The 23909-nt window shown below is 70.6% G+C and carries 23 protein-coding genes, 1 tRNA gene and 1 pseudogene; 7 read left to right on the forward strand and 18 right to left on the reverse strand.

What is annotated here, in order from left to right; translation table 11 throughout:
• Window positions 1-152 precede the first annotated feature (152 nt).
• The 6 genes from ABZ693_RS33845 to ABZ693_RS33870 are packed head-to-tail and all read right to left on the reverse strand — an operon-like array spanning window position 153 to window position 4906.
• On the reverse strand, window positions 153-716 hold the full coding sequence (locus ABZ693_RS33845) for a type 1 glutamine amidotransferase (protein ID WP_359885304.1): 564 nt from the start codon (window positions 714-716) through the stop codon (window positions 153-155).
• A 40-nt stretch (window positions 717-756) separates the two neighbouring features.
• Window positions 757-1575 (reverse strand): amino acid kinase family protein, encoded by an 819-nt coding sequence (locus ABZ693_RS33850; protein WP_359885306.1) that lies wholly within the window; start codon window positions 1573-1575, stop codon window positions 757-759.
• The gene (gene argC, locus ABZ693_RS33855; RefSeq protein WP_359885308.1) at window positions 1572-2630 is read right to left on the reverse strand and encodes an N-acetyl-gamma-glutamyl-phosphate reductase; all 1059 of its coding nucleotides are present in this window, start codon (window positions 2628-2630) and stop codon (window positions 1572-1574) included. The genes ABZ693_RS33850 and argC overlap by 4 nt, the downstream gene beginning before the upstream one ends.
• Window positions 2627-3478 carry an ATP-grasp domain-containing protein gene (locus tag ABZ693_RS33860; protein WP_359885310.1) on the reverse strand — a complete coding sequence of 284 codons (852 nt, stop codon included), beginning with the start codon at window positions 3476-3478 and terminating at the stop codon, window positions 2627-2629. Before ABZ693_RS33860 ends, argC begins: the two co-directional genes overlap by 4 nt.
• A 28-nt stretch (window positions 3479-3506) precedes the next feature.
• A complete protein-coding gene (locus ABZ693_RS33865) occupies window positions 3507-3695 on the reverse strand; it encodes a lysine biosynthesis protein LysW (RefSeq protein WP_359885312.1) in 189 nt (62 codons plus the stop codon).
• Between the two features lie 56 nt (window positions 3696-3751).
• On the reverse strand, window positions 3752-4906 hold the full coding sequence (locus ABZ693_RS33870; protein ID WP_359885314.1) for a hydroxymethylglutaryl-CoA lyase-like TIM-barrel protein: 1155 nt from the start codon (window positions 4904-4906) through the stop codon (window positions 3752-3754).
• Between the two features lie 284 nt (window positions 4907-5190).
• Between ABZ693_RS33870 and ABZ693_RS33875 the strand changes: the two genes are divergently transcribed.
• Window positions 5191-5943, forward strand: coding sequence for a maleate cis-trans isomerase family protein (locus tag ABZ693_RS33875; RefSeq protein WP_359885316.1), 753 nt, complete (start codon window positions 5191-5193; stop codon window positions 5941-5943).
• A 111-nt stretch (window positions 5944-6054) separates the two neighbouring features.
• On the opposite strand, the gene ABZ693_RS33880 is transcribed toward ABZ693_RS33875, so the two are convergent.
• The 6 genes from ABZ693_RS33880 to ABZ693_RS33905 form a co-directional block, all read right to left on the reverse strand.
• Window positions 6055-6738 (reverse strand): response regulator transcription factor, encoded by a 684-nt coding sequence (locus ABZ693_RS33880; protein WP_359885318.1) that lies wholly within the window; start codon window positions 6736-6738, stop codon window positions 6055-6057.
• Between the two features lie 50 nt (window positions 6739-6788).
• Window positions 6789-7994 carry an IS701 family transposase gene (locus tag ABZ693_RS33885; RefSeq protein ID WP_359885320.1) on the reverse strand — a complete coding sequence of 402 codons (1206 nt, stop codon included), beginning with the start codon at window positions 7992-7994 and terminating at the stop codon, window positions 6789-6791.
• A gap of 258 nt (window positions 7995-8252) precedes the next feature.
• Window positions 8253-9473: an MFS transporter gene (locus tag ABZ693_RS33890; protein WP_359885321.1), complete on the reverse strand. Its 1221-nt coding sequence runs from the start codon at window positions 9471-9473 to the stop codon at window positions 8253-8255.
• 62 nt (window positions 9474-9535) lie between these two features.
• Window positions 9536-10144 carry a sigma-70 family RNA polymerase sigma factor gene (locus ABZ693_RS33895; RefSeq protein WP_359885322.1) on the reverse strand — a complete coding sequence of 203 codons (609 nt, stop codon included), beginning with the start codon at window positions 10142-10144 and terminating at the stop codon, window positions 9536-9538.
• Window positions 10145-10352: 208 nt separating this feature from the next.
• Entirely contained in the window at window positions 10353-11300 is a 948-nt protein-coding gene (locus tag ABZ693_RS33900) for a ScbA/BarX family gamma-butyrolactone biosynthesis protein (protein WP_359885323.1), read from the reverse strand.
• 528 nt (window positions 11301-11828) lie between these two features.
• Window positions 11829-12509, reverse strand: a complete 681-nt coding sequence (locus ABZ693_RS33905) for a TetR family transcriptional regulator (protein WP_359885324.1) — start codon at window positions 12507-12509, stop codon at window positions 11829-11831.
• 170 nt (window positions 12510-12679) lie between these two features.
• On the opposite strand from ABZ693_RS33905, the gene ABZ693_RS33910 reads away from it, so the two are divergent.
• Together ABZ693_RS33910 and ABZ693_RS33915 are read left to right on the forward strand one after the other, a co-directional pair.
• A complete protein-coding gene (locus ABZ693_RS33910; RefSeq protein WP_359885325.1) occupies window positions 12680-13840 on the forward strand; it encodes an IS701 family transposase in 1161 nt (386 codons plus the stop codon).
• A 473-nt stretch (window positions 13841-14313) separates the two neighbouring features.
• A tRNA-Arg gene (locus tag ABZ693_RS33915) sits at window positions 14314-14389 on the forward strand.
• Between the two features lie 44 nt (window positions 14390-14433).
• On the opposite strand, the pseudogene ABZ693_RS33920 reads toward ABZ693_RS33915, so the two are convergent.
• The 4 genes and pseudogenes from ABZ693_RS33920 to ABZ693_RS33935 all read right to left on the reverse strand — a co-directional run.
• Window positions 14434-15383: pseudogene (locus tag ABZ693_RS33920) on the reverse strand (site-specific integrase); the annotation flags it as partial.
• 484 nt (window positions 15384-15867) lie between these two features.
• Complete coding sequence (locus tag ABZ693_RS33925) at window positions 15868-17040, reverse strand: serine hydrolase domain-containing protein (protein ID WP_359885326.1); 1173 nt, start codon at window positions 17038-17040, stop codon at window positions 15868-15870.
• 54 nt (window positions 17041-17094) lie between these two features.
• Window positions 17095-17469, reverse strand: coding sequence for a 2OG-Fe(II) oxygenase (locus tag ABZ693_RS33930; RefSeq protein ID WP_359885334.1), 375 nt, complete (start codon window positions 17467-17469; stop codon window positions 17095-17097).
• Window positions 17466-18749: a DUF6801 domain-containing protein gene (locus ABZ693_RS33935; RefSeq protein ID WP_359885327.1), complete on the reverse strand. Its 1284-nt coding sequence runs from the start codon at window positions 18747-18749 to the stop codon at window positions 17466-17468. Before ABZ693_RS33935 ends, ABZ693_RS33930 begins: the two co-directional genes overlap by 4 nt.
• 457 nt (window positions 18750-19206) lie before the next feature.
• On the opposite strand from ABZ693_RS33935, the gene ABZ693_RS33940 reads away from it, so the two are divergent.
• The 3 genes from ABZ693_RS33940 to ABZ693_RS33950 all read left to right on the forward strand — a co-directional run bounded on the left by ABZ693_RS33940 (window position 19207) and on the right by ABZ693_RS33950 (window position 21965).
• Window positions 19207-19461 carry a hypothetical protein gene (locus tag ABZ693_RS33940; protein ID WP_359885328.1) on the forward strand — a complete coding sequence of 85 codons (255 nt, stop codon included), beginning with the start codon at window positions 19207-19209 and terminating at the stop codon, window positions 19459-19461.
• Window positions 19448-21655: an NACHT domain-containing protein gene (locus ABZ693_RS33945; protein WP_359885329.1), complete on the forward strand. Its 2208-nt coding sequence runs from the start codon at window positions 19448-19450 to the stop codon at window positions 21653-21655. The genes ABZ693_RS33940 and ABZ693_RS33945 overlap by 14 nt, the downstream gene beginning before the upstream one ends.
• Before the next feature lie 70 nt (window positions 21656-21725).
• Window positions 21726-21965: a hypothetical protein gene (locus ABZ693_RS33950; RefSeq protein WP_359885330.1), complete on the forward strand. Its 240-nt coding sequence runs from the start codon at window positions 21726-21728 to the stop codon at window positions 21963-21965.
• 31 nt (window positions 21966-21996) lie between these two features.
• On the opposite strand, the gene ABZ693_RS33955 is transcribed toward ABZ693_RS33950, so the two are convergent.
• On the reverse strand, window positions 21997-22554 hold the full coding sequence (locus tag ABZ693_RS33955; protein WP_359885331.1) for a TetR/AcrR family transcriptional regulator: 558 nt from the start codon (window positions 22552-22554) through the stop codon (window positions 21997-21999).
• Between the two features lie 148 nt (window positions 22555-22702).
• Between ABZ693_RS33955 and ABZ693_RS33960 the strand changes: the two genes are divergently transcribed.
• Entirely contained in the window at window positions 22703-22987 is a 285-nt protein-coding gene (locus ABZ693_RS33960) for a putative quinol monooxygenase (protein ID WP_359885332.1), read from the forward strand.
• A 163-nt stretch (window positions 22988-23150) separates the two neighbouring features.
• Here the strand turns inward: ABZ693_RS33960 and ABZ693_RS33965 are convergent.
• Window positions 23151-23909, reverse strand: a 759-nt coding sequence (locus ABZ693_RS33965) for a thiamine pyrophosphate-dependent enzyme (protein WP_359885333.1), incomplete at its 5' end; no start/stop codon positions are given.

Here is a 23909-nt window from a genome sequence, read left to right on the forward strand (position 1 = left end):
GGGCGGCGTCGGTGAGGTCGGTGTTGGTGGGCAGGTCGTTCTTGGCGGTGTGTCCTTTCGAGGGGCCCGGCCGGGGTGGGACGGCCCCGCGGCACGGGTCTGGAGGACGGTGAGAGGACGTTGAGAGGACGGTGATCAGTGGGTCGGACCGGTCACCGGTACGTCTCGGCGAAGCCCCGCAGGATGTCCATTCCGTCGCTGCGGAACTCCAGGTGGGCCTGGGAGCCGAAGATGCGTCCGTCGTCGGACCGGAGGAACTCGACGGGGGCGTGCTCGGAGCGGCCGATGGACCGGAAGCCGGCCGGCGCGGCCTGCAGGTACAGGGTGTGGCGGTGGAACACCGTCACGGTCGGCTTGACGTAGGAGAAGATCGCCTCCTCCTTGTCGACCCGCACGTCGTAGCCGCCGACGCGCTGCGTGCCTTCCTTGAGCTCCCCGCCGTTGGCGACCGCGATGATCTGCATGCCGCCGCAGATCCCGAAGACCGGCACGTCGGCGCCCATCACCAGATCGATCAGCGGCTTGTAGTAGTCGCCGTCGAAGGCGCGGACCTTGGTGCCGCTCAGGACGATCGCCTGGTGGCGGGAGTCCAGGCGGGCGGGGACCGAGGCGGCGTCCACCACGTCGGTCTCGGAACCCAGGTCCTCGAAGCGCTTGCGCAGCTGCGGCAGGGAGAGCGTTCCGTTGTTGACTACGAGAACCCGGGAAGTCGCCACGAGTTCTGCTCCTCTCGGTGGTCGGGGGCGGGACGCGCGGTCACGACCTGGTGATGACGGTGCCGGTGGACTCGGCGATCAGCCGGCTCACGGGCGCGCTGCCGATGACGACTCGCAGGACACCGCGGTCCACGGCCTCACCGGCGGCCCGCAGCTTCTTCCGCATGCCGCCGGTGGCGCCGCGGTCGCGGAAGTCGGCGGCGGCGTCCGCGCTGATCCGGCGGACCGGCTCACCGTCGATCAGGAGGTGCTCCACGTCGGTGACGAGGGTCAGCACCGCGGCCGCCGAGGCGCCGGCGATGGCCGCCGCGGCCCGGTCGGCGTCGGTGTTGACCTCCTGTCCGGCCGCGTTGCGGGCGAGCGGGGTGACCAGGTAGCAGTGGCCGGGCTTGAGGTTCGTCAGCCGGCCCGGGGTCACCTCGGTGATCGGGCCGACCAGGTTCTCCAGCTCGACGAGCTGCTTGCCCTGCCACCACCAGCGCTCGGCCTCGCCGGCCTGCACCAGGCCGTCGCTGCCGATGACGCGCTCGACGGTGATGCCGCGGCGGGTGAGCCGTTCGGTGACGATCCGGCCGATGTCCTCGCTGACCGTCTTGATGTCGGCGATCACCTCGGGGGTGGTCCACCGGCTCTGGTTGCCGTAGCGGTCGCGGAGGATCGCGGACGGCTCCGTGTAGCGGGGGTTCAGCTCCCGCAGCGGCTTCGACCAGCCGTGGACGAGGACCAGCGGGTTGTACCGGCCGTGCTCGGCCAGGTCGTCCCACCAGCCGTCGGACATGTCGTCCAGGCAGCTTCCGCCGAGCTTGACGACGGTGGCGGTGGCGGTGGCGGTGGTCTCGTGATTCAGGGCCGCGGTCATGCCGGCATCACCGGCTGCGCCGTCAGCCCCGTCTCCTCGGCCAGCCCGAAGCGCAGGTTCAGCGCCTGGATGCCCTGCCCGGCCGCGCCCTTGACCATGTTGTCGAGCGCGGACAGGACGACGATCCGCCCGCCCTCGGGGTCGTGCATGACGGTGACGTCGCAGTAGTTGGAACCCAGGACCGCCTGCGGGTCGGGCACCGGGATCAGGGTCTCGGTGTTGCGGCGGACCCGGACGAACTGCTTGTCCTTGTAGAACCGGAGGTAGGCGCGTTGCAGCGCGCGGGCGTCGACCTCGTCGTCGGTGAGGACGTACGAACTGGCCAGCAGCCCCCGCACGTGCGAGACGCCGTACGCCGACATCGACAGGGTGGCGATCTTGCCGGGCTTGGCCCGCTCGAAGAAGTCGCTCACCTCCGCCGCGTGCCGGTGCCCGGTCGGGGCGTACGGGGCGATGGCGCCGTTGCGCAGCGGGTGGAGGTCCGCGGTGCGCAGCGACAGACCGCCGCCGCTGGAGCCGCTCTTGCCGTCGATCAGGACCGTCTTGAGGTCCAGGCCGAGCCCGAGCGTCAGCGGGGCGAGGCCGAGGGTGATGGCGGTCGCGTAGCAGCCGGGCAGCGAGATCAGGGAGGCGCCGGCGAGCTGGTCGCCGACGAGTTCCGGGACACCGTAGACGAACCGGTCGACCAGTTCGGCCGTCCGCTCGACCTGCGGGTACCAGCGCTCGTGCAGCTCCGGGGTGCGGATCCGGAAGGCGCCGCTGAGGTCGATGACACAGGGCACCTGGTCGGCCAGCCGGCCGGCCAGCGCGGCCGACACCGGGGCGGGTGTGGCCAGGAAGACGACGTCGCAGCGGTCCGACAGGTCCGTGTCCGCGGTGGACTCGACCGTCAGGCCGAGGTCCATCCGGAGGCCCGGATGGAGCTCGGAGGGCCGTCGGCCCACCTTGGACGAACCGCCGAGGAAGGTGAGTTCCAGTTCGGGATGCTGGGTGACCAGGCGGATCAGCTCGCCGCCGGCCAGCCCGGAGGCGCCGACGATTCCGACTCGGATCATGCGAGGAGCTCCTGCACGTAGCGGCTGACGGCGGAGGGGATGTCCACGCCGGTCGCCGAGGTGATCGCCCGGAACGCCGGAGCGTGGTTGACTTCGTTGACGACGTAGCCGTCGACCGTCTTGAACAGGTCGACGCCGTAGATGCCCTCGCCGAGTTCGTTCACCACACCGTCGACGATCTTCTGGACCTCGGGGTCGTGGTCCATCGCCTGGTGACGGTTGCCGAGGGCGGCGTTGCTGCGCCAGTCCTCGCCCGCGCTGGTGAACTCGGCGGCGGCGATCAGCTCGCGGCCGACGACGAAGCACCGCACGGAGCTGCCGCCGTCGAGGAACGGCTCGACCAGACAGGCCTGTTCGAACCCGTGGCCGAGGTCCTCGACGTAGTCGTAGACGGACTGGGCGGTGTCCGTGTCACGGATGAGGGTGACCCGCTTGCCCATGCCGCCGAAGACGGGCTTCAGCACCAGGGGCAGCGGGAGCTCCTCCAGCGTCTTCTCGAAGTCCTTGCGGGAGAGGACGAGACGGTAGTCCGCGACCGGGACGCCGGCCTTGCGCAGCAGGGCGCGCAGGGCGAGCTTGTTCTCGCAGGCCTGGATCGCGTGGGCCGTGTTGAGGGTGGTGATCCCGGAGGCCTCCGCCTGGACGGCCAGGAGGCCGCCCCGCGTGTAGCTCCGGCTGCGGATGAGAACGACGTCGTAACCGTTGAGCGAGGAATCCTCGGCGCCCAGCGCCAGGGACTCGTCGTTGACCCAGTCGATGCGGTGCCCGAAGGCCGGGGCGGTCTCGATCAGCCGGCGTTCCTCCCAGCCGATCCGATCCGCGACGATGGCGATACTGCTGCCGCTCATGTGAGGGACTCCTATCCGGCGACGCGGCTCACTGGCCCCAGTCGCGCAGCGTCACTTCGATCATGGCAAGGGAGAGGGTGCCGTCGGCCTCGACGTCCTCGACGCGCAGCGTGAGCATGCACTCGGGGCAGACCAGCGTCTCGCCCTGGACCATCGGCGGGGTGGACAGCTCGGTCTCGCACTCGGGGCAGACGGCGCTGATGAGCGGGGTGGCCATGAGATGTCTCCGTTTCGGTGATACGGGAGGGGCGGGGGTGGGGGGAGGGGCGGGGATCAGAGCGGCTGGAAGTCGACGGCGGCCTTGCGGATGTCGTCCCGTTCCATCAGCTCGGCACCGGAGTGCTGCTGACGCTTCGTCAGCCACTCGGTGAAGGCGTCGATGTCGAGGCCCGAGGCCTCTTCGGCCAGCGCCCACTTGACGAGGGCCGTGGTGAGCCGGGTGCGGACGCGCAGCTCGCGCCTGTTGCCGACGAGTTCGGCGGGCAGCGTCTCGTAGTGCTCGGGGTGGGTGAGCTGGCCGGGCAGCTCGTACGCGAAGGCGTGCGGGGTGGTGGGGCCGGACTGGAAGGCGTAGCCGAGCCCGGAGCCCTGGAGCGCCGCCCGGGACAGCTCGGTGAGGTGGGTCAGATCGAAGCGGGTGTCGCCGTGGATGACCCGCAGCGAGGTCAGGAGCTCGGCCAGCGGCGCGTTGCCGCCGCGCTCGCCGATGCCGGCGACGGTGGTCGAGATCCACTGGGCGCCGGCCCGGACCGCGGCCAGCGAGTTGGCCACCGCCATGCCCAGCATGTTGTGCGAGTGGATCTCGATCTCGGCGCCGTCGATCGCGGTCAGGTCCGCGATCTTCTCCTCCATCTGCCACGGGGAGAGATACGCGACGGTCTCCGCGAGCCGGAACCGGTCGGCCCCGGCCTCGAAGCCCGCGGTCACGTAGGGAACCAGCCGCTCCTTGGGGGTACGGGCACCGTCCTCACCGCTGAAGGTGACGTGGAAGCCGCGCTCCTTGGCCCCCTCGATCGCGGCGCGCGCCACGTTGAAGAGGTACTTGCTGCTCGACGAGGCGAGCTTGAGCGCCGCGTGCTCCTCCGAGGTGGGAATGGAGAACATCACGTGCTTCACGCCCAGGCGCAGCGCCTCGTCGAGCGCCTCCTCCACCTGCCGGCGGTCGCGTACGACGACCAGGGTCATGCTGCGCTCGGGGCCCACGGCCTCGTGCGTGGCGAGGACCAGGTCGGCGTCCTTCGAGGAGGGCCCGGACACCATCCCGACCTCGACGAGGGACACGCCCGTCTTCACCAGAAGGTCCGCGATGACCACGGCGTCGCGGGGGGTGAATTCGACACCCGCCATGTGGGCCGAGTCCCGCAAGGTCGCGTCGGATATGAGGGGCAGCGCCTCCGGGACACTGACACCGTTCTCTGAAACCGCCATTGCCTTTACTCCTTGGTCGAAGCCCGTCGGAATGCGGCTGGTGCTGACATCAAGAATCAGCCGCCGACGGAAGGCGGGTCAAGGAAGGGACTGTCAGGCTTCCTTGACTTTCGTCAAGAGATGTGAAGCCCGTCAAGAAACGCAAACCTGGCGTGAAGTCGCGTACGAGCATCGTCAATTCAAGACATCGGAGAGCCGGACGGGAAGATTCCGCGTGGCCCGGGTATTCCACCCGTGCAAGAAGCCGGAAAACCAGAGATCTCTCCAGGAGACGGGAATTCATCATGAACCTTCTCGCGGCCGCGCGGCTCGGCGTCGTCGTCCCGCCGGAAAACCCGACGGCGGAGCCGGAGTTCCACCGGCTGGTCGGCGAGCGCGTGAACGTCTACACGAGCCGCTTCCCCGTCACCCCCGGCAAGGGGCTCCTCGAGATGCTGGAGGCGTGGAACGAGGCGCTGCCCGGCGCCCTGGCGGGCTTCGGCACCATGACACTGGACGCCGCCGTCGTCGCCTGCAGCGCCTCGCACTATCTCCTCGCGCCCGAGGGCGACCGGGCCTTCTGCGAGGAACTCAGCGACCAGGCCGGCTACCCGGTACGGTCCTCGACCCAGGCCATCCTCACGGCCTGCGAGTGGCTCGGCGTGGAGCGGCTGACCCTGGTCTCCCCGTACGAGCCGTGGCTGACGAAGACGTCCGCCGAGTTCTGGCGCGCGGCCGGGCTCACCGTGGACGACGCCCTTCTCGTGCCGGCCCGCGAGGGCCACTTCAACCCGTACGAGGTGACGACCGGGGCGATACTCGAGCGCGTCCGCGAGGCCCGGCTCGCCGACGACACCGCGCTCCTCTTCACCGGCACCGGCATGGGCACCCTCGCCGCCCTGGAGGAGCTGGGCCGCGACAGCGACCGGGTGCTCCTCACCTCGAACCTCGCCAGTGCCTGGTGGGGACTGCACGCGACCGGTGCCGACGAGGACCCGGCCGCCTTCCATCCGCTGCTCGCCCGGCTGGAACGGCACACGGCGGCGATGGCGGCGTGAGGCGATGCCGCCGCCGGGTCGACACACCGGCGGCGGCACCGGTGAACAGAGAGGGCACGGACGGTCGTCGGGACCATCCGTGCCCTCTCGGCGACCTCTCGCCGCACCGGCTCAGACCTGGGCGGACTGCCTCTGCACGGCGCCGATCTTGTAGCCGACGCCGCGCACCGTGACGATCCACCGGCTGGAGCCGAGCTTGGCCCGGAGACTGCTGACGTGGGTGTCGATGGTGCGGCTGGACGCCGCGCGGTCGGTCTCCCATACCTTCGCCATCAGTTCCTTCCGTGACACGACCCGCTCGGGGGTGGATGCCAGCGCGTACAGGAGTTCGAATTCCTTCGACGTCATGTCCACCAGCCGTCCGTTCAGATGCACCTCCCGCGACCGCCCGTCGATGTGCAGCGGCCGCAGCGAGATCGACTCCGGAGCGCCGGCCGTCCGCGGGCTCACCCGGCGGAGCACCGCCCTGACGCGCGCCATGACCTCACGGTCACCGCAGGTCTTCACCACACAGTCGTCCGCCCCGGCCTGCAGCGCGAGCACCCGGTCCAGTTCCGCGTCCCGGCGGCTGAAGGCGATGACCGGAGTGTCCCCGGCGGCTCTTATCGCCCGGCAGACCTCCAGGCCGTCCATGTCCGGCAGTTCGAGATCGAGCAGCACGATATCGGCCCGCGGCAGCAGTCTCAGCGCCTCCGCTCCGGCGCTCACCCCCTTCACCTGATATCCCTGGCGTCTGAGATTCCGAACGGTGGACTCGATGGATTCCGAATCCTCCACCACGAGTGCGTTAACCATCTGGTCGTCAACTCCCTTGGCCTGGCTGCGAAATTCAGGTCCCTAGGATGTCAAGCGCTCTGCGGCAGCCTTTCGTCGAGCGCCCCCGTTTGGATGAGCCGGTCGTAGAGATGGGCGGCCGACACCAGAGTGACGTGGTGGTGCCAGCCCGGATAGGAGCGTCCTTCGAAGTCGAGTAATCCGTAGTCCCGTTCAAGGGCGGACACCGCGAGACGGGTGCCCGACTGGGCCTGGGCGAGAGCCGTCAGCTGTTCCACCCGCCGGCCGGTCAGGCTGGTGATCCACACGCGGGGGGCACGGGAGGCCGCCGGGCGCCACTCGGTGAAGATCCGGTACGTCCGGCAGGAGCCCGGCAGTCGCACCAGCCCGGAGACCACGCGCATCTGACGGCCCCGGCCGTCCGACGCGGTCAGGGTCACCGCGCGCGGCGGCAGGGCGTGATGCCGCTGGAGGAACTGCCGGGCACCCACCGGGCCGAGCCTCGCGTCGACGGTTCCGGGGACGGCCCGGGAGACGTTCGGGTCGGCGGGAAGCACCGGCAGGGCTGCGGGCACCGCCACCACGAAGTGATGGCCGCCGCGGTCGAGGGCCACGAGGAGCCGTCCGACGTCGAGGTGCTCGCTCAGGTCGGCCACCACCGGCACATGGGCCGGCAGCCCGCGGGGCAGCGCCGCCGAGACGGAGTCCACCAGGTCCAGGATGTGCTCCCACACCGGCTGGTACCGAGCCGATGCGGGGATCCTCGCGCGCTCGCGCAGCTTGGCGTCCTCGTTCCACTGCTCGGGCAGCAGCAGCCGCCAGTCCACCGGCAGATCCTCCTCGCCCGTGGTGACGAAGGCGCCGAGGCCGACCTGGCAGCTGATGGTCCGCCCGGCGGCGGGGACGAAGCGGCGGTGCACTCCGCAGGTGTGCTCGCCCCGCTTGGGCAGGACGACGGTGCCGATGGTCAGCGCGCGTAACGGGAAGTGCTCGTTCGTCAGCCGGATCAGCTCCTGCCGGGCGGGCACCCAGTCCCAGGGGCTGGCGCTGATGAACTGGTGCAACGACTGGGAGGTGGTGGCCGGGGACGTGGAGACCGCGGCGGCGAGCCGGCGGATGGACTTCCGGCCCGGTGTGGTCAGCAGCCCCCGCAGGTAGAGCTGGGCCCAGCGGCGCTGGTCCGCCCGGGGCAGGTGCGCGAAGAGCGAGTCGGCGTAGAGGGAGACCCGCGCGTCTCGACCCGGATCCGTCGCTTGAGCCGTGCGGTGTTCCTCCATGGCGTGCTCCCCTCCCCGTCGGACGACACAAAAAAGAATAACGAACGATCTCTTTTATTTCGAGGGGGAAGACGGGAGCTCCGCAACTTAGCCAAGTCGGCCGAAATCGGCCCCAGCGCACGGCGCCACCGGGCCGCACTCCCCCTGCCGCCGGCCGCGCCGGGGCGACGAGCGGGCGCCCGACACGACGGGCGGGGACACCGGGGCGTGCGTCACCCACCGGTGTGGACGCACGCCCCGGCACCAAAGGGCCCCCGATTACCCGTGCGTGCCCGCCCGCCTGGCGGGGAAGCCGTGCGCACGCGCCCCGACCACCACGGCCAGGACCGGCACGATCAGGATCAGCACGCTCCACGGGAAGGACCCGGACCCGAACACGCCGAGCAGCAGCCCGCCGACCAGGCCGCCGGCGGCCATGGCCACGTTCCACAGGGTGACGAGCATCGCCTGGGCCGCGTCGGCGGCCTTCTCACCGCCCGCGTCGCCCGCCGCCGTCTGCAGCAGCGTCGGTACGCCACCCCAGCCGAGGCCCCACAGCGTGACCGCCGCGTAGATGACGACGGTGTTGCCGGAGAGAAGGGCGAGCGCGGCCGCCGCCACCGCCATGAGCAGCACGCTGACCACCGTCAGCGTGCGCAGCCGGCGATTGATCTGGGCGCCGACCACCCAGATGCTCACCAGGGACGCGATACCGAAGACGAGCAGCACCAGATCGGTCGAGTCCCCCATCCCGAGTTCGGCGAGGAAGATCGAGATGAAGGTGTAGAGGATCGTGTGCGCGAGCACGAGGACGAGCGTCACGAAGAGCACGGGCAGCACCCCGGGCACCTTCAGCGCGCTCAGCATCGGAGCCCCCTCGCCCTCCTGCTTCTGGCCCGGGTACTCGGGCACGGCCGCGAGGATCCAGCCGAGCAGGATCACCGTGAGACCGGTCATCACCAGGAAGGCCACCTGCCAGCTCACGGCCTTGCCGAGGAAGGTGCCGGCCGGGACGCCGAGCGAGAGCGCGACGGGGATGCCGGCCATGGCGATCGCGATGGCCTTGCCCTGCAGGCGCACCGGCGCCATCTTGCGGGCGAAACCGGCCAGCAGCGCCCAGGCGAGGCCCGCGGCCACCCCGGCCACGAACCGGGCGCCCATGGTCAGCGCGTACGAGGTGGACACCGCGGTCACCGTGTTGGCGAGCGCGAAGCCGGTCATCGCGAGCAGCAGCAGCCGCTTGCGCCGCCAGGCGGCGGTCGCCGCGGTCAGCGGGATCGCGGTCAGGGCGGTGCCGATCGCGTAGATGGTGACCGTCTGACCGGCCGCCGACTCGCTGACACCGAGGTCGGCGCTCATCGCGGGCAGCAGTCCGGCCGGCAGGGTCTCGGTGAGGCTGGTGATGAAGACCGCCGTGGCGAGGGCGAGCAAGGCCAGCAACGGCAGCTTTTGCGGACCGGCCTCCTCCGTCCGTACCTCGGCGGGAGCGTATGTGGTCATGGGTATCAGCTCACATCTCGGCCCGCATCCGGGCTCGGGTGTCGTGGGGTGAGGGGTGGGGGTCAGGCCCCGGCGGCGGAACCGGTGTCCGCCCGGTAGCCGAACTGTCCGTCCAGGAGCAGCCGCAGCCGTCTGCGACCGCGGTGCAGACGGGAGTTGACCGTGCCGTAGGGGATGCCGACGAGCGAGGCGATCTCCCCGTACGGCAGTCCCTCGACATCGGCGAGATAGACGACGGTCCGGAAGTCACAGGGAATCGACCGGAGCGCCTCGCTGATCACCGGGTCCGGGATCCGGGCCATGACCTGCGCCTCGACCGAGGGCAGCCCCTCGGCCGTGTGCGAGGCCGCGCGCGCGAGTTGCCGGTCCTCGACGAGCGAGCTGGTCGCGTACACCGGCTCGAACCTCCGCTTCCGACAGGCCGTCAGATGGGCGTTGACGAGGATCCGGTAGAGCCAGGCCCGCAGATTGGTGCCGGGCCGGAACTGGTGGAAGCCGCGGTACGCCCGGGCGAACGTCTCCTGCACCAGGTCCTCGGCGTCCGAGGGGTTCTTGGTGAGTCGCATGGCGTGGGCGTACAGCTGCGGACGGAAGCCGACGGCGTCCCGCTCGAAGCGGGCCGTGCGCTGCTCGTCCGTCTCGGTGGCAGGGGCGAGGGTCGTGTCCATCATGGCCGGGAGCATTACATAGAAAACGTTCGCTATTCTTTTGCGGCCGGGGGATCCACGACGACCTTGGCAACTTCCCGAACGCCCTGTGATCTCGACATACGACACACCCGGCGCACCCGACGCGCCCCGGCCCGCCGCGGTGGGGGACGCGGCGGGCCGGGGCGGGCGTACGAGAGGGCGGTGCGGACGTACGAGCGGTGCGGACGTACTAGAGAGCGGAGACGTCCACCGTCTCGGCGACGGCCGAGAAGGCACAGCCCTCACCCTGCAAGGCGTCCACGCGCAGCCGGCGACGGCCGGGCGCGGAACTGCCCGGGAGCGTCTCGGCCTCGATCCAGCAGGGCGAGTCGAACTCCACGTACCGGCTGAAGCGCACGTCCATCGAGACCGGCAGGGCCGCGCCCCGGTACGGGTTCAGGGCGTGGGCCGCCTGCCGTACGGACTCCAGCAGGACCATGCCCGGCACGTGGTCGACGGGGTGGTCGAAGAGGACCGGATGCGTCGTGTCCACCCGCAGACGCCAGCGGCCGGGCTCCCCGGAGGGAGAGAGCACCACGTCCTGGTCGCGACGGCGGGCGACCAGGCCCGGTGAGAGGGGGAAGGTCGGCGCGGGCGCGCCGACGAACATCCCGGCCACGTCGCCGCGCCCCGCCCGCAGCCTGCGGTACACCTCCGGGGAATGGCACCCGAAGTCGGTCTCGACCACGGCGAACGACACGCCGTCGCGGACGACCTCGACGCGCATCCTGATGGAGGCGGGCAGGGACCGGATGTACCGGATGTCGGAGCACGAGACACGCAGTTCGACCTCGGCCGGTACGCCGTTGACGTACAGGCACGCGGGGTCGACCTCGTACCGCAGGGTCCGCCAGCTGAGCTGGTAGCCGAAGGGCATGTCGTACGCCGCGTGGGCGAGCAGCGGGAAGGTCTGCCGGACCGTCTCGCACAGCATCAGGGGGTCGTACGACCCGAGTTCGGAGCTGTAGAAGCTGTGGCCGCGGGGCCACTGCGCGCTGACGACGAACGTGTCGGGGCCGGTCCTGTGCCAACCGGTCAGGAAGACCTCGGACAGGGCCGCCCGGTGGACGTACTCCCGGGGGACCGTGGTGGTGAGCGGAGCACGTAATGAGCCGGAACGTTCCGTGGTGACAAGCATGCCTCTCCCCATGGCCTGCGCATGTGATGGAGCCCCAGCGGTTCTGCCGGCCGCGGGGACCTAACTAAAAATAAGGGCGTTCGTTTTTTTTGTCGAGGCATCGCGCACCTCGCGGATCGGCCGGTTCGAGACCACCGGGGGAGGGAGCGTCTCACGCCAACTCCCCGACTGCACAGGGAAGTTAGAGGGGCGAGCCGCTGGAGAGCCGGCCTCGGCATGATCACCGGCCGGGCCGGAACGACCCGGGTGCGCACGCCCGCCACGGACATCGGAGCAGGGAGCGGGGCGCCGCGGCACCCCCGAAGCCGCGTCCCCGCGGACCCTCGGCCGCCCATCGGACTGCCCCCCTCCGGGGCCACGAGCTCCGGGAACGCGTCACCCTGGCCGGAATCGCGACTTCCCTCGGACCGGGCGAATCCAGCCTTCCGGGAGGCGTGCGGGAGGGATGGGCCGACCGCTCCGAGGCCCACCGACAACGGGGCGGCAATGGGGCGGCGACAGGCCGGGCGCGCCTCGATCCCGCTCCGGTCAGTCCTCCTCCGGCCGGTCTCCCCCGGCCTCCGCGTCGGCACTTGCCTCGCCGAAGCCTCCCGCCGCGGAGACGCCCCGGAGAGCCAGACGCCAGACTCTGTTCAACTGGGCGGCAGATCCATCCGGTCCACCTTTCACGCCCAGCCGGCCGCGCAGGGCGGCCTCCGCCCCGCCGGCCAGGTATGCCACCAGGGCCGTCACGTCCTCCGGCGGGGCACCGTCCCGGAGCTGGCCCGCCCGGTAGGCCTCGTCGAGCAGAGCCCGGACCGTCGGCAGCCAGATGTCCGACCAGGAGGCGCTGTCCGGAAGCTCCCGCGCCAGCCGCGCGCCCGCCCGCACCAGCACCTCGTGCTCCATCAACCACGCGAGCTCGACGGTGAGTTCGACCACCGCGCTCAGCGCCGATTCCCGCTCGGCGGTGACCTTCTCCAGCGCGGCCCGCGCGACGGCGTCCCCTTCCTCCCGCACGGCCTCGGCCAGCTCGGCCTTGGAGGAGAAGTGGAAGGTGACCGCCCCTATGGACACCCCTGCGGCCGTGCTGATCCGGGACAGCGACGTACCGGCGTATCCGTCGCGGTCGAACTCCACCGCGGCCGACCGAATAAGCCCCGCACGGGTTCGTACGGCCCTCTCCTGTTTCACCATGCCGACTCCGAATGCAACTCCTGGAAAGAGCATCGTTGGCGACCGCCCCAAGGGTCGGCAATGCCGAGTTGGTCAAGATGCAACGCGTTTTCTCCGCCCCGGGCCGAGGGTGGCCCACCCCCGCGGGGGCCACCGCATATGCCGAGGGGATGGGCGGTGACCTGCGACTCCACGACAAAGAGAACGTTCGCTATTCTTCCGTCATGGTCAACCTCCCACCCGACGACGCCGTCTTCCGTTTCACCGAGCGAGTTTTCGAACCGCTGGCACGGGCCGACCAGCGCGCCTGGGCACGGAGATACCTGCGGGCCCTGCTGACCACACCCGGCAAGAAATCCGCCCGCCGGCTGGCCGCCAGCGTCTCGGCCTCACCGACGGCGGCCCAGGCCCTGCACCAGTTCGTCAACGTCAGTCCCTGGGACTGGATTCCGGTACGCGAGGAATTGATCCGCTGGACCGAGCGGCGCGTCGCCCCGCGGGCCTGGGTCGTCGACCTGGCCGTCCTGCCGAAGCGCGGAGAGCACTCCTGCGGCGTGCACCGCCGCTTCGTCGCCGCCGCCGGACGGGCCGTCACCTGCCAGGTCGGGGTGGGAGCCTTCCTCGCCACGGCGGCGGACGCGGTCCCCGTCGACTGGCGCCTCCAGCTGCCCGGCGCCTGGAGCAAGGACCCGCACCGCCGCCAGCGCGCGCGGATACCCGACGACGTGGACTTCCGGCTGCCCGAACAGCACGCTCTCGAACTCGTCGACGCCCTGACCGCCGCGAGCCGTATCACTCCTGTCCCGGTCGTCGCCCATCTCGGCACGACGCTCCAGGTGGGCGCCCTCGTACGGGGGCTCGCGGCCCGTGACCGGGACTTCGTGTTAGCGGTCCCCGACGGGCTGCGGGTCCGGACCGCCCGGCCCTCCGGCCACCGGCCGCGCCGCGAGGAGTACGGCCCGGTGCACACGGCCCGCGGGGTACTCGACCACGGCCCCGCCCCGCTCCGCACCGAGGAGACGGCCCGTCCCGACGGGCACGCCCGCCTCGCCGTGGTCGCGACGGCCCTGGTCCACCCCGTCGAACGCCCCTCGGTGGGCGCCCCGCAGCGCGCCTATCGCCTCTTCACGGTCCGCCCCGGGCAGAGCCGGCCCCCGTCCCCGCTGTGGCTCACGAACATGACACACGCCCGCACCGAGTACCTGCTCGGCCTCACCCGCCTCCCGGCCCTCACCCTCCGGACCACCCGCCGTCTGAAGGACGACCTCGGCCTCCTCGACTTCGAGGGCCGCTCCTTCCCCGGCTGGCACCACCACATGACCCTGGTCTCCGCCGCCTACGCGCTCCGTCACACCGCGGCCGGCCTCACGCCGGCCGACACCTGACGGCAGGGGATGGCGGACCGACGGGCGCCGATCCAAAGACGCTCCGTGCCCTGCCGCGACCAGCGACCGGCCATCAGCGATCAGATCGCGCAACTGTCGGCTGTGGTGGAAGGCCCCTTCGAGCCGCCGCTGCCGGACGGTGACGCCGGTGGCGGCCATGGCCCGGGCGTACTGCTCGCCCTCGTCGCGGAGAGGGTCGAGTCCGGCCGGCCCCCGTTGCCGCCGTACGAGGCCTTCGAGGAAGCCGTACGCCGTCTCGCCCCCGGATCCGTCCACCCCACCCCGCCCGACCACGCGACCCGCGTCGCCACCCTCCTGGCCGACCATCGCCACCAGCCCCCACCTCTGCCCCACCGCCCCTCCCACCGACAGAACTTTGCAGGTCAGAGGCCCTGTCACGACCGCACGGCGCTGCTAGGCGACAACGGGGGCGACCCCGGTTACCCCCATCCGCTAGGCTGTCAGCGGTCAACGCCTTCGTAGCTCAGGGGATAGAGCACCGCTCTCCTAAAGCGGGTGTCGCAGGTTCGAATCCTGCCGGGGGCACCATGTAGTACCGATCTGACCTGGGGTTTATCCCCCAGGGAGGGGTCTCACTCGGCCTCGGACGCCTCGTCCGGGGCCGTTTGCGTGAGCGCTGCGTGAGCGGACGGGGCGGCAGCCCCCGAAATTCCTCCCAACCGATCAGCACCATCCGGCACGTCGTGAGGGGCGCGCACACGCGGGACGAGGCGGGCAGCGGCCTCGGCGATCGCGAGATCCGCTTCGGGAAGCAGGCTCGTGTACGTGTCCGCCGTGATGGTGATCGAGGAGTGGCCGAGCATCTCCTGGATGTCCTTCAGGTCGGCACCGGCCGCGTGGGCGAGGGTCGCCGCGCCGTGGCGCAGGTCGTGGAGCCGGACCGGCGGGAGGCCGATCTCCTCGTACAGCTCGATGAAGCGGCGGGTGACGTTGGCGGGGTGGAGCAGTTCCCCGTTCTCCCGCGTGAAGACGCGGCCGGTCTCCACCCAGGCGGTCCCCCACTTCTCACGCTCCTCGCCCTGCCGAGCCCGATGCCGGCGCAGGACCTCGACCGTGTCCGCGTCCAGGGCGATGGTGCGCGCGCCCGCGTCGGTCTTGGGGTCGTCCTCGTAGACCTCCCAGCCGTCGACGACGAGCTGCTTGGCGACGGTGATGAGACCGGCGTCGAGGTGGGTGTCGGTCCACTTCTGCCCGCACGCCTCTCCACGCCGGAGCACGCGAAACGCGATGAGGTGGACAGGGCGTACAGACGGTCGTCCGCCGCGTGGTCGAGGAAGCGGCCGGTGTGTTCCGGTGTCCAGACCATGACCGGCGACGGCTTCTCGCCGGTGCGCTGCCAGTGCAGGACACGCTCCTGGGTCCAGACTTGCGCCTTGGGCCGCTTGCCCGCTTCCAGTTCGACGTGCGCGGCCGGGTTGAAGGTGATCAGCTGCTGCGCGATCGCGGAGCTGAGGGCCGCGCGCAGGGTGGAACGGACGCGCTGGCGCGTGGCCGGGCCGACGATGCGGCGGTACGGCTCCATCTACGCGATGGCCGCCAGAGGGTGGGGACCCAAGTTGGGGTCCCCTGGAGTGTCCGGTGGCATTCCAGGATTTTCATACCTCTTTTGCGGAGAGCAACCGCATGCCTGTCTACCCGACCCGAAGCGAGCACATCACCCGGTCTGCACCCGGGAGTACCACCCTGAGTCGCTGCACCGGCGCGATCTCAGTTCGTCACCTGTTGGTGGCCGGGCTGAGCGCGCGCATGTTCTGTCCGTCCTTGTTGGAAGGGCTGGACATTGGACAGGGTCACCCTCGGCGTCCTCGCTGCATTCTCGCTGATCAGCTTGGCTCTCGGCTTCGGTACAAAGCTCGGCCGCGAGATCGACGAATTTCTAGATGCGTGGCGCGGGCCGATCGCTCGTGTCCGTCGCTGGTGGCGCAACCGCCGGAATCGGCCTTGATCCATCTGGCCCTGACCTACGTGAGGGCCAGGGCGGCAACGGTAGAGGGGCGCCCGCACGCTCACCCCACCGACTTCCGCACCGCATCGGCCAACACAGCCGCACGGACATCGTGGGAGCCGCTGATGATGTGGTTCATCACGTACCCGAAGGCGATGCCGCGCTCGGGGTCGGCGAAGGCGAGTGAGCCTCCGCGCCCGGTGTGGCCAAAAGCGTTCGGGCCGGTCATGAGGTTGCCCTCGGTGGGGAGCATGTATCCGGTGCTGAAGCGGCTCGGGAACATCAGCACCTGGTCCTTGCCGCTGGCCTGCTCTGCGGTCGCGGACGCCAAGGTCTCCGGGACAATCAGACGTACGCCGTCGACCTCGCCGATCAGGGCGGCGTACATGCGGGCGAGGGAGCAGGCGGTGCCGATGCCGTTGGAGGACGGGAGTTCGGCGGCCTGTACCTCGGGGGAATCGAAGTCGATTGCGGCCGGGTTGGTGACCGCGTACGCCCGATTGCTGAAGGAGTTCGGGTCGCGCCAGGCGGCGACCTGTTCGCGAAGTTCCTCGGGAACCTCCTCGTCGGGCACGGTGGTGAGGTCGACGGCCGGGCGCTGGTACGCCATGCGGCTGACTCGGTCGCGTTCGCTCGGCGGCAGGCCGATGAAGAAGTCCAGCCCGAGCGGGCCCGCGATCTCCTCGGCGAAGAAGCGGCCCGGCGAACGGCCGGAGACTCGGCGGATCACTTCGCCGACCAGCCAGCCCCAGGTGCGACCGTGGTACCCGTGTGCGGTGCCTGGAGTCCACAGCGGGCGCTGGGCCGCCAGCGCTGCTGCCATGGGGTCCCAGGCCAGCGCCTCGACCAATGGCAGCGGTTGATCGAGGGCGACTAGGCCGGCCTGGTGGGACAGGAGCCAGCGGACGGGGATGTCCGCCTTGCCGTTCGCCGCGAACTCCGGCCAGTACTTCGCCACCGGGGCGTCGAGGTCGAGCATGCCGCGCTCGGCCAGCATGTGCGCCGCGGTCGCGGTGGCTCCCTTGGTCGCCGAGTAGACCAGCTGCAAGGTGTCCTGCGCCCACGGGCGACCGGTGTCAAGGTCGGCGACGCCACCCCACAGGTCGACCACCGGCCGGCCGTGCCAGTAGACACACACGGCCGCGCCGATGTCCCCGTGCTGGGTGAAGTTCGCTGCGAACGCCTCACGGACCGGTTCGAACCCGGGCGCTACCTCACCGTTGATCGTCGTCATGCCGTTCATCCTGGCAGCCGTGCTGCCCTGGCTGACAGGGGAACTGGCCTCAGCTCAGAGGCATTCGGCGTCGACGCGTACGACGAGGGTGACGCGTTCGCCCCTCGTGATCGGCCGTACGCCGTGGATGTGGTCGCGGGTGGCGGGGAAGGCGACCAGGGTGCCGCAGGGCGGCTTGATCTCCTGGGCGGGGTTCTCGAAGAACAGCTCCCCGCCGCCGTAGGAGTCCGGCGTGTTGAGCCAGACCACGAGGGTGAGGTCGCCGCCGACGACGGGCTGTCCGTTGGTCTGGGCCCGCTCGCGTTCGATGTCGGTGACCTCGTCGTGGTGGGCGACGAAGCCGACGCCGGGGCCGTAGCGGTAGACGACCGCCGGCTGGCTGGGTATGCGCTTCGGGGCGATCTCGAAGTGGCCTCGGACGGGGGCTATGACTGGCCGGCGTAGTCGGTGGCGGGTTCCTCGTGGGTCGTGGTGGGGGTGTCCGCGCCGTTCGGAACGTCGGTGTCCTTGCGTGCGCGCGTGTCGGTGGTCCGGGTCGGCGCGTGGCGTCCCAGCAGGACGTTCTTGCCCTCCGTGGCGCTCCTGCCCATGCTGCCGCGAGGCGTGTTCCCGCAGTCACGCCCACGCGGCCGGCGGGCGGTGGCGTTCGGCTTCCGGTGGTGATCGGCGTCCGGTCCGCCGTCCGCGACGGCCGCGACGGGCGAACTCGGCGCCGGGTCGGCGTCGGCGGCGTGGCGGTGGTTCTTACGCCGTGTGCCGAGGTGGAAGGCGGCGGCGCAGGCGAGGAGAACGCCCACGGCGAGCAGGACGAGGTCCCGGGTCTCCAAGCCTGTGGCCGGGGGCTTGGCGGCGATCGCGGGCTCGGCCGACCGCTGACCCGCCGGGGCGGGGTCGGCCTCCGTGGCGCTGGACGGCTGGGCGCTCGGCTTTCCGGGCGTGGTCGCGCCGGCCGGGCGTTCCGCCGTGGGTCCGGCGCCCTTCGGCGTCGCCGGTTTCGGGGCGTCGGCGGCCACGGATCCGGCCGCCCGGTCCGGGGCCGCGGGGGCGACGGATCCGGTGGTGGGCTTCGGAGCGGTGTGGGAGCCCGCCGGTCGGGTCGTCGGCTTCGGAGCGGCGGAGCCCCCCGAGCCCGTCGGATCCGTCGAACCCGGCGCCGTGATGTCGAAGGAGGTCACGACGTTGCTCCGGCCGGCGTCCAGGGTGCACGACGCGTCCGTGCTGCCCCACAGGCCCGTCTTGGTCCTCGCGAGGATGTGGAGGGTGAGGCCGCCCGTCGTCACCGTCGCCCTGCCCGGGTGGTCGAAGGTGGGCGTGGTCACGCTTCCGGTCGCCTTGATGGTGAGCGGGCCGGACGCCGGTGCGGTGGTCTTGGCCATACGGAACGGAACCGCGAGGTCCACCTGCTGCCGCGGCGCGTCCACGTGGGCCGACGCGTCCACCGTGCCCTCGACGGTCGCGTAGCCGGTGTCGGCGAGCCACCGCGTGAAGCTCGCGTCCACCTTCGCCGTCACGTTCACGCCGATGGTCCTGCCGGGCCGGCCGGCCACGACCTTGTCCGGCAGGGTCGCGGTGACCTGCGCCGTGAAGGAATGGGTGCCCGCCATGAACGACGTACACGTGTAGCCGAATGTGCGCGAAAGCTGCTGCGCGGATGCCGTTCCGGCGCCGACGGCGCCCACCATCACGCTCGTCGTCGCCAATGCCGTCACGGCCCCGAGGATGATCCTCGTCCTTGGCCCGTTACACCTGGTACTCATGAGTTCCACTCCGACCACTACTGAGGTGTTCGATTACAGAACAACTCCCGTTTCCCGAAGATCGACACGCTGCCTGGTCGCCTTCTCGGCACCGATTCCGTAGCGCCCAGGCAATTTCGCCCAGCATGCCCGTACCACTCCTGAAGGGACGTACCGCGAGCGGCTCCAGTTCCCTTACGGACTGACACGGATGACTGCATGTCAGGGAGCCGTGTTGACGTTTTTGATCTTCATCGAGTGGAGGGCTTTCCGGGTGGTACTTGATACCACGTCACAGGTTCCCACTGGTGCCCGAATCCGCCGACTGTGACACCCCGCCGGCGCTACCCTGAGGTCCGGATGTCCCGCACCAGGGAATTCACCCCTGCGCCCGGGAACAACCATGTGCGCGGATCAGGGGAGGTCCTTGGTGACACGTGAGGACGCACGAGCCGCGCTGCGCTTCCGGATCGAGAAGCCCCTGCGGGAAGACCCCGGCTTCACCGCGGAGTTGTCGGCGACGCCGCCTCGGCGCGCGGGCACACAGGCCACCGGCGAGCGCGGCGTGGCGGTGGGCGGAAGCATCAGGAGACCCGTCGTCACCGGCGATGACGCGACGATCGTCTCGCTCGGCGAGCCTCGCACCGGACCCAGAGGAGACGACTCCCGCCGTGCCCAGCTCTGACCGGCTTTCCCCCAGCAGTCCATCGATCGAGATCGGGGACGTCGGGGGCTCCGCGGTGATCGGCGACCGCAACTTCGTCTTCACGCTCCACGTCGACGGGGCCTCCGCCGGTGACGCGCTGAACGAAGTCGTCTCCCGACTCGTGGAGGGAATGCGGGTCGGGCGCGGCCCCGTCGACGAGGGTCGGGCCGGCCAGGCCGATCAGCTCGCGGACGATGTCCGGCACCGGCTGACGTCGGAAGTCGAACGGCTGCGGTTGGCGGACCGGGACTCGCTGCCCGTGCACTGGCGGCCGGCCCTCAAGGGCATGCCTGGCGACGGGGAGGACCTCCGCGAGGACCCGGGCGGGGCGTCGGGTGTGCCGCTACCGGGGTTGACCAGTCGACTGGACGAGATCACGGCGGATTCCCGCTGGCTGTTGGTGATCGGCCGGGGAGGGTCAGGGAAGAGTGTCCTGGCCCTGCAATTCGCGAAGTCCCGCTTGGAACGCCGCTCTCCCGACCGCAGAGAGCCGGTGCCAGTGATCTTCAGCATGGGATCCTGGAATCCCGGCACCGCCGAGTTGCGCGCATGGCTGATCGACCGACTGGAACGAGATTATCTCTATCTGGCCAAAACCGTCCCCGGGAAAAAGAAGACGTGGGCCGCCGAACTGCTGGGCACCGGCTACGTGCTGCCGATTCTGGACGGGTTCGACGAGATCAATGACGATCTGCGCAAAAGCGCGCTGATCCAACTCAACAGCAGCACCCTGCCGCTGGTGGTGACCAGCCGCCGTGACGCGATCGAATCCGTCATGAACAAAAGCGACATCGCGCCCTCCGCCTCCGCCATCGAATTGGTCGACCTCGACGTGGACGACTCCGTCCGATACCTGTGCAAGGTCACCGGAACGACTCCCCCCGACAGCACGGCCGCCGCCCGCGGCAACGGGTGGGGCCGCGTCGTGGACGAGTTGGGCAGCCCTCGTCGCACCCGCGCCGGTGACAATCTCGCCGCCGTGCTGGCCACCCCGCTGATGACCACTCTCGCCCGGTTCGCCTACGAGTCGAGACGGTCCGGGCATGACCCGTCGGAGCTGCTGGACGCCGAGAAGTTCGGCACCCAGGACGCCCTCGAGAAGCACCTCCTGGATTTCTTCGTCCGTACCGCCTATGAGCGCTTCCTCCAGGACAAGTCCGAGGAAGGGGAAGGAAACGGGGCGCAGGACGGCCGCTGGGACGCCGCGCACGTCCGGCGCTGGCTCGGCTACCTCGCCGTCCATCTGACGAGGCTCAAGACGACCGACATCGAGTGGTGGCGGCTGGGCACCGCCATGAAACTGCGCTGGGTCATGCTGCGGGTCGGCCTCACGGTCGGAGTCGCCTCCGGCCTTGTGGCCGGGCTCGTGTTCGGGGCCGAAGGCGCGCTCCTGAACGGGCCCGCTTACGGGCTCACAGCGGCAGTCGTCAGCGGCCTGGCGGACGGGGCCGGGCTGGGGCTGACCTTCGGGCTCATGCACGGGTTCGCCACGAAGATGCGGGACGGCGGACCGATGTTCAAACCGTCGCACATGGAGATCAGTCGTGACGGCTGGGAGTGGAGGAACATGCGGGACAGCTTCCGCCCCAGAGTCCAGGGCGGACTCCTCGGCGGGCTCCTGTTCGGACTCGTGTGGGCACTCGGAGTCGCGGCCTTGAACACTCTCGCGGGCGCCACCTGGTCCGTGATCTGGCCCTTCACGGGGCTGCTGTTCGCGGAAGGAACCGGCCTGGGCCTCGCGCTGGGCCTCGTCGCCGCCGTCGGGGCCGGGTTCGAGAAGGTCATTCCGCAAGAGAAAGCCGACGCCTCGTCGGACCTGCTGGACACGAATCGCGCCACGGTGCTCAAGCAGCTCGTCACCATCGGACTCGTGATCGGCGTCGGGCACGGAACCTTGTTCGGAATCGCGTATGACAGCGCCCTCAACGGAATCGGGGCCGGACTGGCGGCCGGGGCCGCGGTCGCACTCGGAATCGGCAGCATGACCGCTTGGGGGCGCTGGGTCGTCCTGGGCCGGATCTGGCTTCGTCTGACGGGGCGGCTCCCGAGGGACCTGGACGCGTTCCTGCGGGACGCGTACGCGCGAGGTGTGCTGCGCCGGCAGGGCGCGGCGTACCAGTTCCGCCACGAGCGACTCCGGACGCACCTGGCCGAGGCGTACGGGAAGAAGTGAGCGCCCCGGGACCCGGGCATCCTGTCGGCGGCGGCCGGGAATGGCCCGGCCGCCGGCTCCTGGGGGTGGCATGCGCGACGAACGGCACGGCCAACGGCACGACGAGCGGCACGGCTTGCGGCTGTCGGACGACGAGCTGAAGCCCTTCGTCCAGTACCCGCACCGGTACGCGGACCACGATCCGGACCTGTTCGCGCTCCTGGAGGTCGGTGACCCCGAGCGCCCCGCCTACGTGAGCCTGCGCAGGGACCCCGAGCCCGGCCTCGACATCTCGGCCTACCGGCGGCCGTTCACGGACCGGCCCGGCTGACCGTGGCCCCGGGCGGCCCGGCCGAGGAACATCAGCCGACGAGTCGGCGCCGGGTCAGTTCCAGGACCTCCTCGCGGCTGCGGGTGCCATGGTCGGCGGCGACGAAGTGGCTGCCGATGCGGAGCGAGAAGGCGAGCAGGCAGCGGACCTCGACCTCGTCCTCGTCGGGGCAGAAGGACCGGAACAGCGCGCGCATGTAGTCCATCCGCCGGTTGTCGACGCGTCGGAGGCGCTCGGCGACGGCCTCGTCGCGCCGGGCCCAGTCGCGGATGGCGAGCTCGGTGGCGGTGGCGGTGACCGGCCCCTCGGCGGCCCCGGCGATCGTGAACAGGCGGGTCAGCCTGGCCCTGGCGTCGCCTCCGCCGGCCTCGACCCGCTGGATCACCTCCTCGGCGACCCCGCGCTCCCAGGTGTCGAGCATCTCGTCGAGCAGCGCGGCCCGGTTGCGGAAGTATCCGTAGAAGCCGCCCTTGCTGACACGGAGCGCCTGCGCCAGCGGCTCGATGCGGACGGCCTCCGGGCCGCCCGCGGAGAGCGCCCGCAGACCTTCCTCGATCCACGTGCCGCGCGGTGTGCGGGCGATGGCCATGCTGTGTCTCCCGTCACGAGAGCCCCTTCTATACGCCACCGTATAGAAGGGGCTAGCCTTCATCTGTACGGCATCGTATAGATGGGGCCGGCGACTCGTACGGAACACGGCCGCCGGCGACACGGCGGACAACCCCGAGGAGAAGAACATGAAGGTCGGCATGGTCGCGCACCACTACCCGCACCCCTCCCACCGCGAGGAGTTCGTCGCCCGGGTCCGGCGGGTCGCCGAGGTGTTCCGGCAGGCGCCGGGCTGCCTGGCGGCCGACTGCTGGCTCTCCGCCGACGGCGAGGCCGTGGTGTCCACCGTCCAGTGGGAGTCGGAGGAGGCCCGCGACGCCTCGCTCGTCTCCCTCGGGGCGGCCGGGGTGGACGTGGAATTCGACGAGCGCGAGGTACGTCCCCGCGAGATCGTCCCGCTCGTCGCCTGCTAGAGATCGTCGCCGGCCGGAGACCCCGGCGGCTCCCGGCCTGCCGGAGACATGAGCGGGCCCTCCGGGAGACCCGGGCCGGGCCGGGGTCATCGGGGCCACACCTTGCGAGAGCTGTGACGGGCGCATCGGGAGGCGTGATCCCCCCCTCTCGCAACGGCGCGGGTCAGCCGGCGACGGTCCAGGTGTCGGCGCCCGTGAGGAGGGCGGTGAGGTCGGCTTTGCCCTGCTGCTCGACCGCCTTGTCGAGCTGGGCCGCCATCTCGGTGTCGTAGACCGGGCGGTCGGTGGAGCGGAAGACGCCGATCGGGGTGTGGTGGAGGGTGTTCGGGTCGGCGAGGCGGGAGAGGGCGAACGCGGTCGTCGGGGACGGGGTGTGGGCGTCGTGCACGAGGACGCGGTGCTCGTTCGAAGGGGTCACGGTGATCACCTCCAGGTCGCCGGTGGCCGGGTCGCGGACCACGCCCTTGTCGAGGTCGGCGCCGAAGCGGATCGGACGGCCGTGTTCGAGGGGGATGACGGCTTCCTGGGCCCGCCGCCCGTCCTTCAGGGCGTCGAAGGCGCCGTCGTTGAAGATGTTGCAGTTCTGGTAGATCTCCACCAGTGCCGTGCCCGGGTGGTCGGCGGCCTGGCGCAGGACCTCGGTGAGGTGCTTGCGGTCGGAGTCCACGGTCCGGGCGACGAAGGAGGCTTCCGCGCCGAGCGCCAGCGACACCGGGTTGAAGGGGGCGTCCAGGGAGCCCATCGGGGTCGACTTGGTGATCTTGCCGACCTCGGAGGTGGGTGAGTACTGGCCTTTCGTGAGGCCGTAGATCCGGTTGTTGAAGAGGAGGATCTTGAGGTTGACGTTGCGGCGCAGCGCGTGGATCAGGTGGTTGCCGCCGATGGACAGCGCGTCGCCGTCGCCCGTGACGACCCAGACCGA

Source organism: Streptomyces laurentii (assembly GCF_040635425.1).
GTDB classification, from domain to species: domain Bacteria; phylum Actinomycetota; class Actinomycetes; order Streptomycetales; family Streptomycetaceae; genus Streptomyces; species Streptomyces laurentii.

Coding starts and splice junctions, on each gene's coding strand:
- ABZ693_RS33860 (WP_359885310.1), bottom strand. CDS start 3,478: ATGAGCGGCAGCAGTATCGCCATCGTCGCGGATCGGATCGGCTGGGAG.
- ABZ693_RS33850 (WP_359885306.1), bottom strand. CDS start 1,575: ATGACCGCGGCCCTGAATCACGAGACCACCGCCACCGCCACCGCCACC.
- ABZ693_RS33890 (WP_359885321.1), bottom strand. CDS start 9,473: ATGACCACATACGCTCCCGCCGAGGTACGGACGGAGGAGGCCGGTCCG.
- argC (WP_359885308.1), bottom strand. CDS start 2,630: ATGATCCGAGTCGGAATCGTCGGCGCCTCCGGGCTGGCCGGCGGCGAG.
- ABZ693_RS33870 (WP_359885314.1), bottom strand. CDS start 4,906: ATGGCGGTTTCAGAGAACGGTGTCAGTGTCCCGGAGGCGCTGCCCCTC.
- ABZ693_RS33960 (WP_359885332.1), top strand. CDS start 22,703: ATGAAGGTCGGCATGGTCGCGCACCACTACCCGCACCCCTCCCACCGC.
- ABZ693_RS33865 (WP_359885312.1), bottom strand. CDS start 3,695: ATGGCCACCCCGCTCATCAGCGCCGTCTGCCCCGAGTGCGAGACCGAG.
- ABZ693_RS33925 (WP_359885326.1), bottom strand. CDS start 17,040: ATGACGACGATCAACGGTGAGGTAGCGCCCGGGTTCGAACCGGTCCGT.
- ABZ693_RS33955 (WP_359885331.1), bottom strand. CDS start 22,554: ATGGCCATCGCCCGCACACCGCGCGGCACGTGGATCGAGGAAGGTCTG.
- ABZ693_RS33950 (WP_359885330.1), top strand. CDS start 21,726: ATGCGCGACGAACGGCACGGCCAACGGCACGACGAGCGGCACGGCTTG.
- ABZ693_RS33900 (WP_359885323.1), bottom strand. CDS start 11,300: ATGCTTGTCACCACGGAACGTTCCGGCTCATTACGTGCTCCGCTCACC.
- ABZ693_RS33885 (WP_359885320.1), bottom strand. CDS start 7,994: ATGGAGGAACACCGCACGGCTCAAGCGACGGATCCGGGTCGAGACGCG.
- ABZ693_RS33905 (WP_359885324.1), bottom strand. CDS start 12,509: ATGCTCTTTCCAGGAGTTGCATTCGGAGTCGGCATGGTGAAACAGGAG.
- ABZ693_RS33880 (WP_359885318.1), bottom strand. CDS start 6,738: ATGGTTAACGCACTCGTGGTGGAGGATTCGGAATCCATCGAGTCCACC.
- ABZ693_RS33875 (WP_359885316.1), top strand. CDS start 5,191: ATGAACCTTCTCGCGGCCGCGCGGCTCGGCGTCGTCGTCCCGCCGGAA.
- ABZ693_RS33910 (WP_359885325.1), top strand. CDS start 12,680: ATGGTCAACCTCCCACCCGACGACGCCGTCTTCCGTTTCACCGAGCGA.
- ABZ693_RS33895 (WP_359885322.1), bottom strand. CDS start 10,144: ATGATGGACACGACCCTCGCCCCTGCCACCGAGACGGACGAGCAGCGC.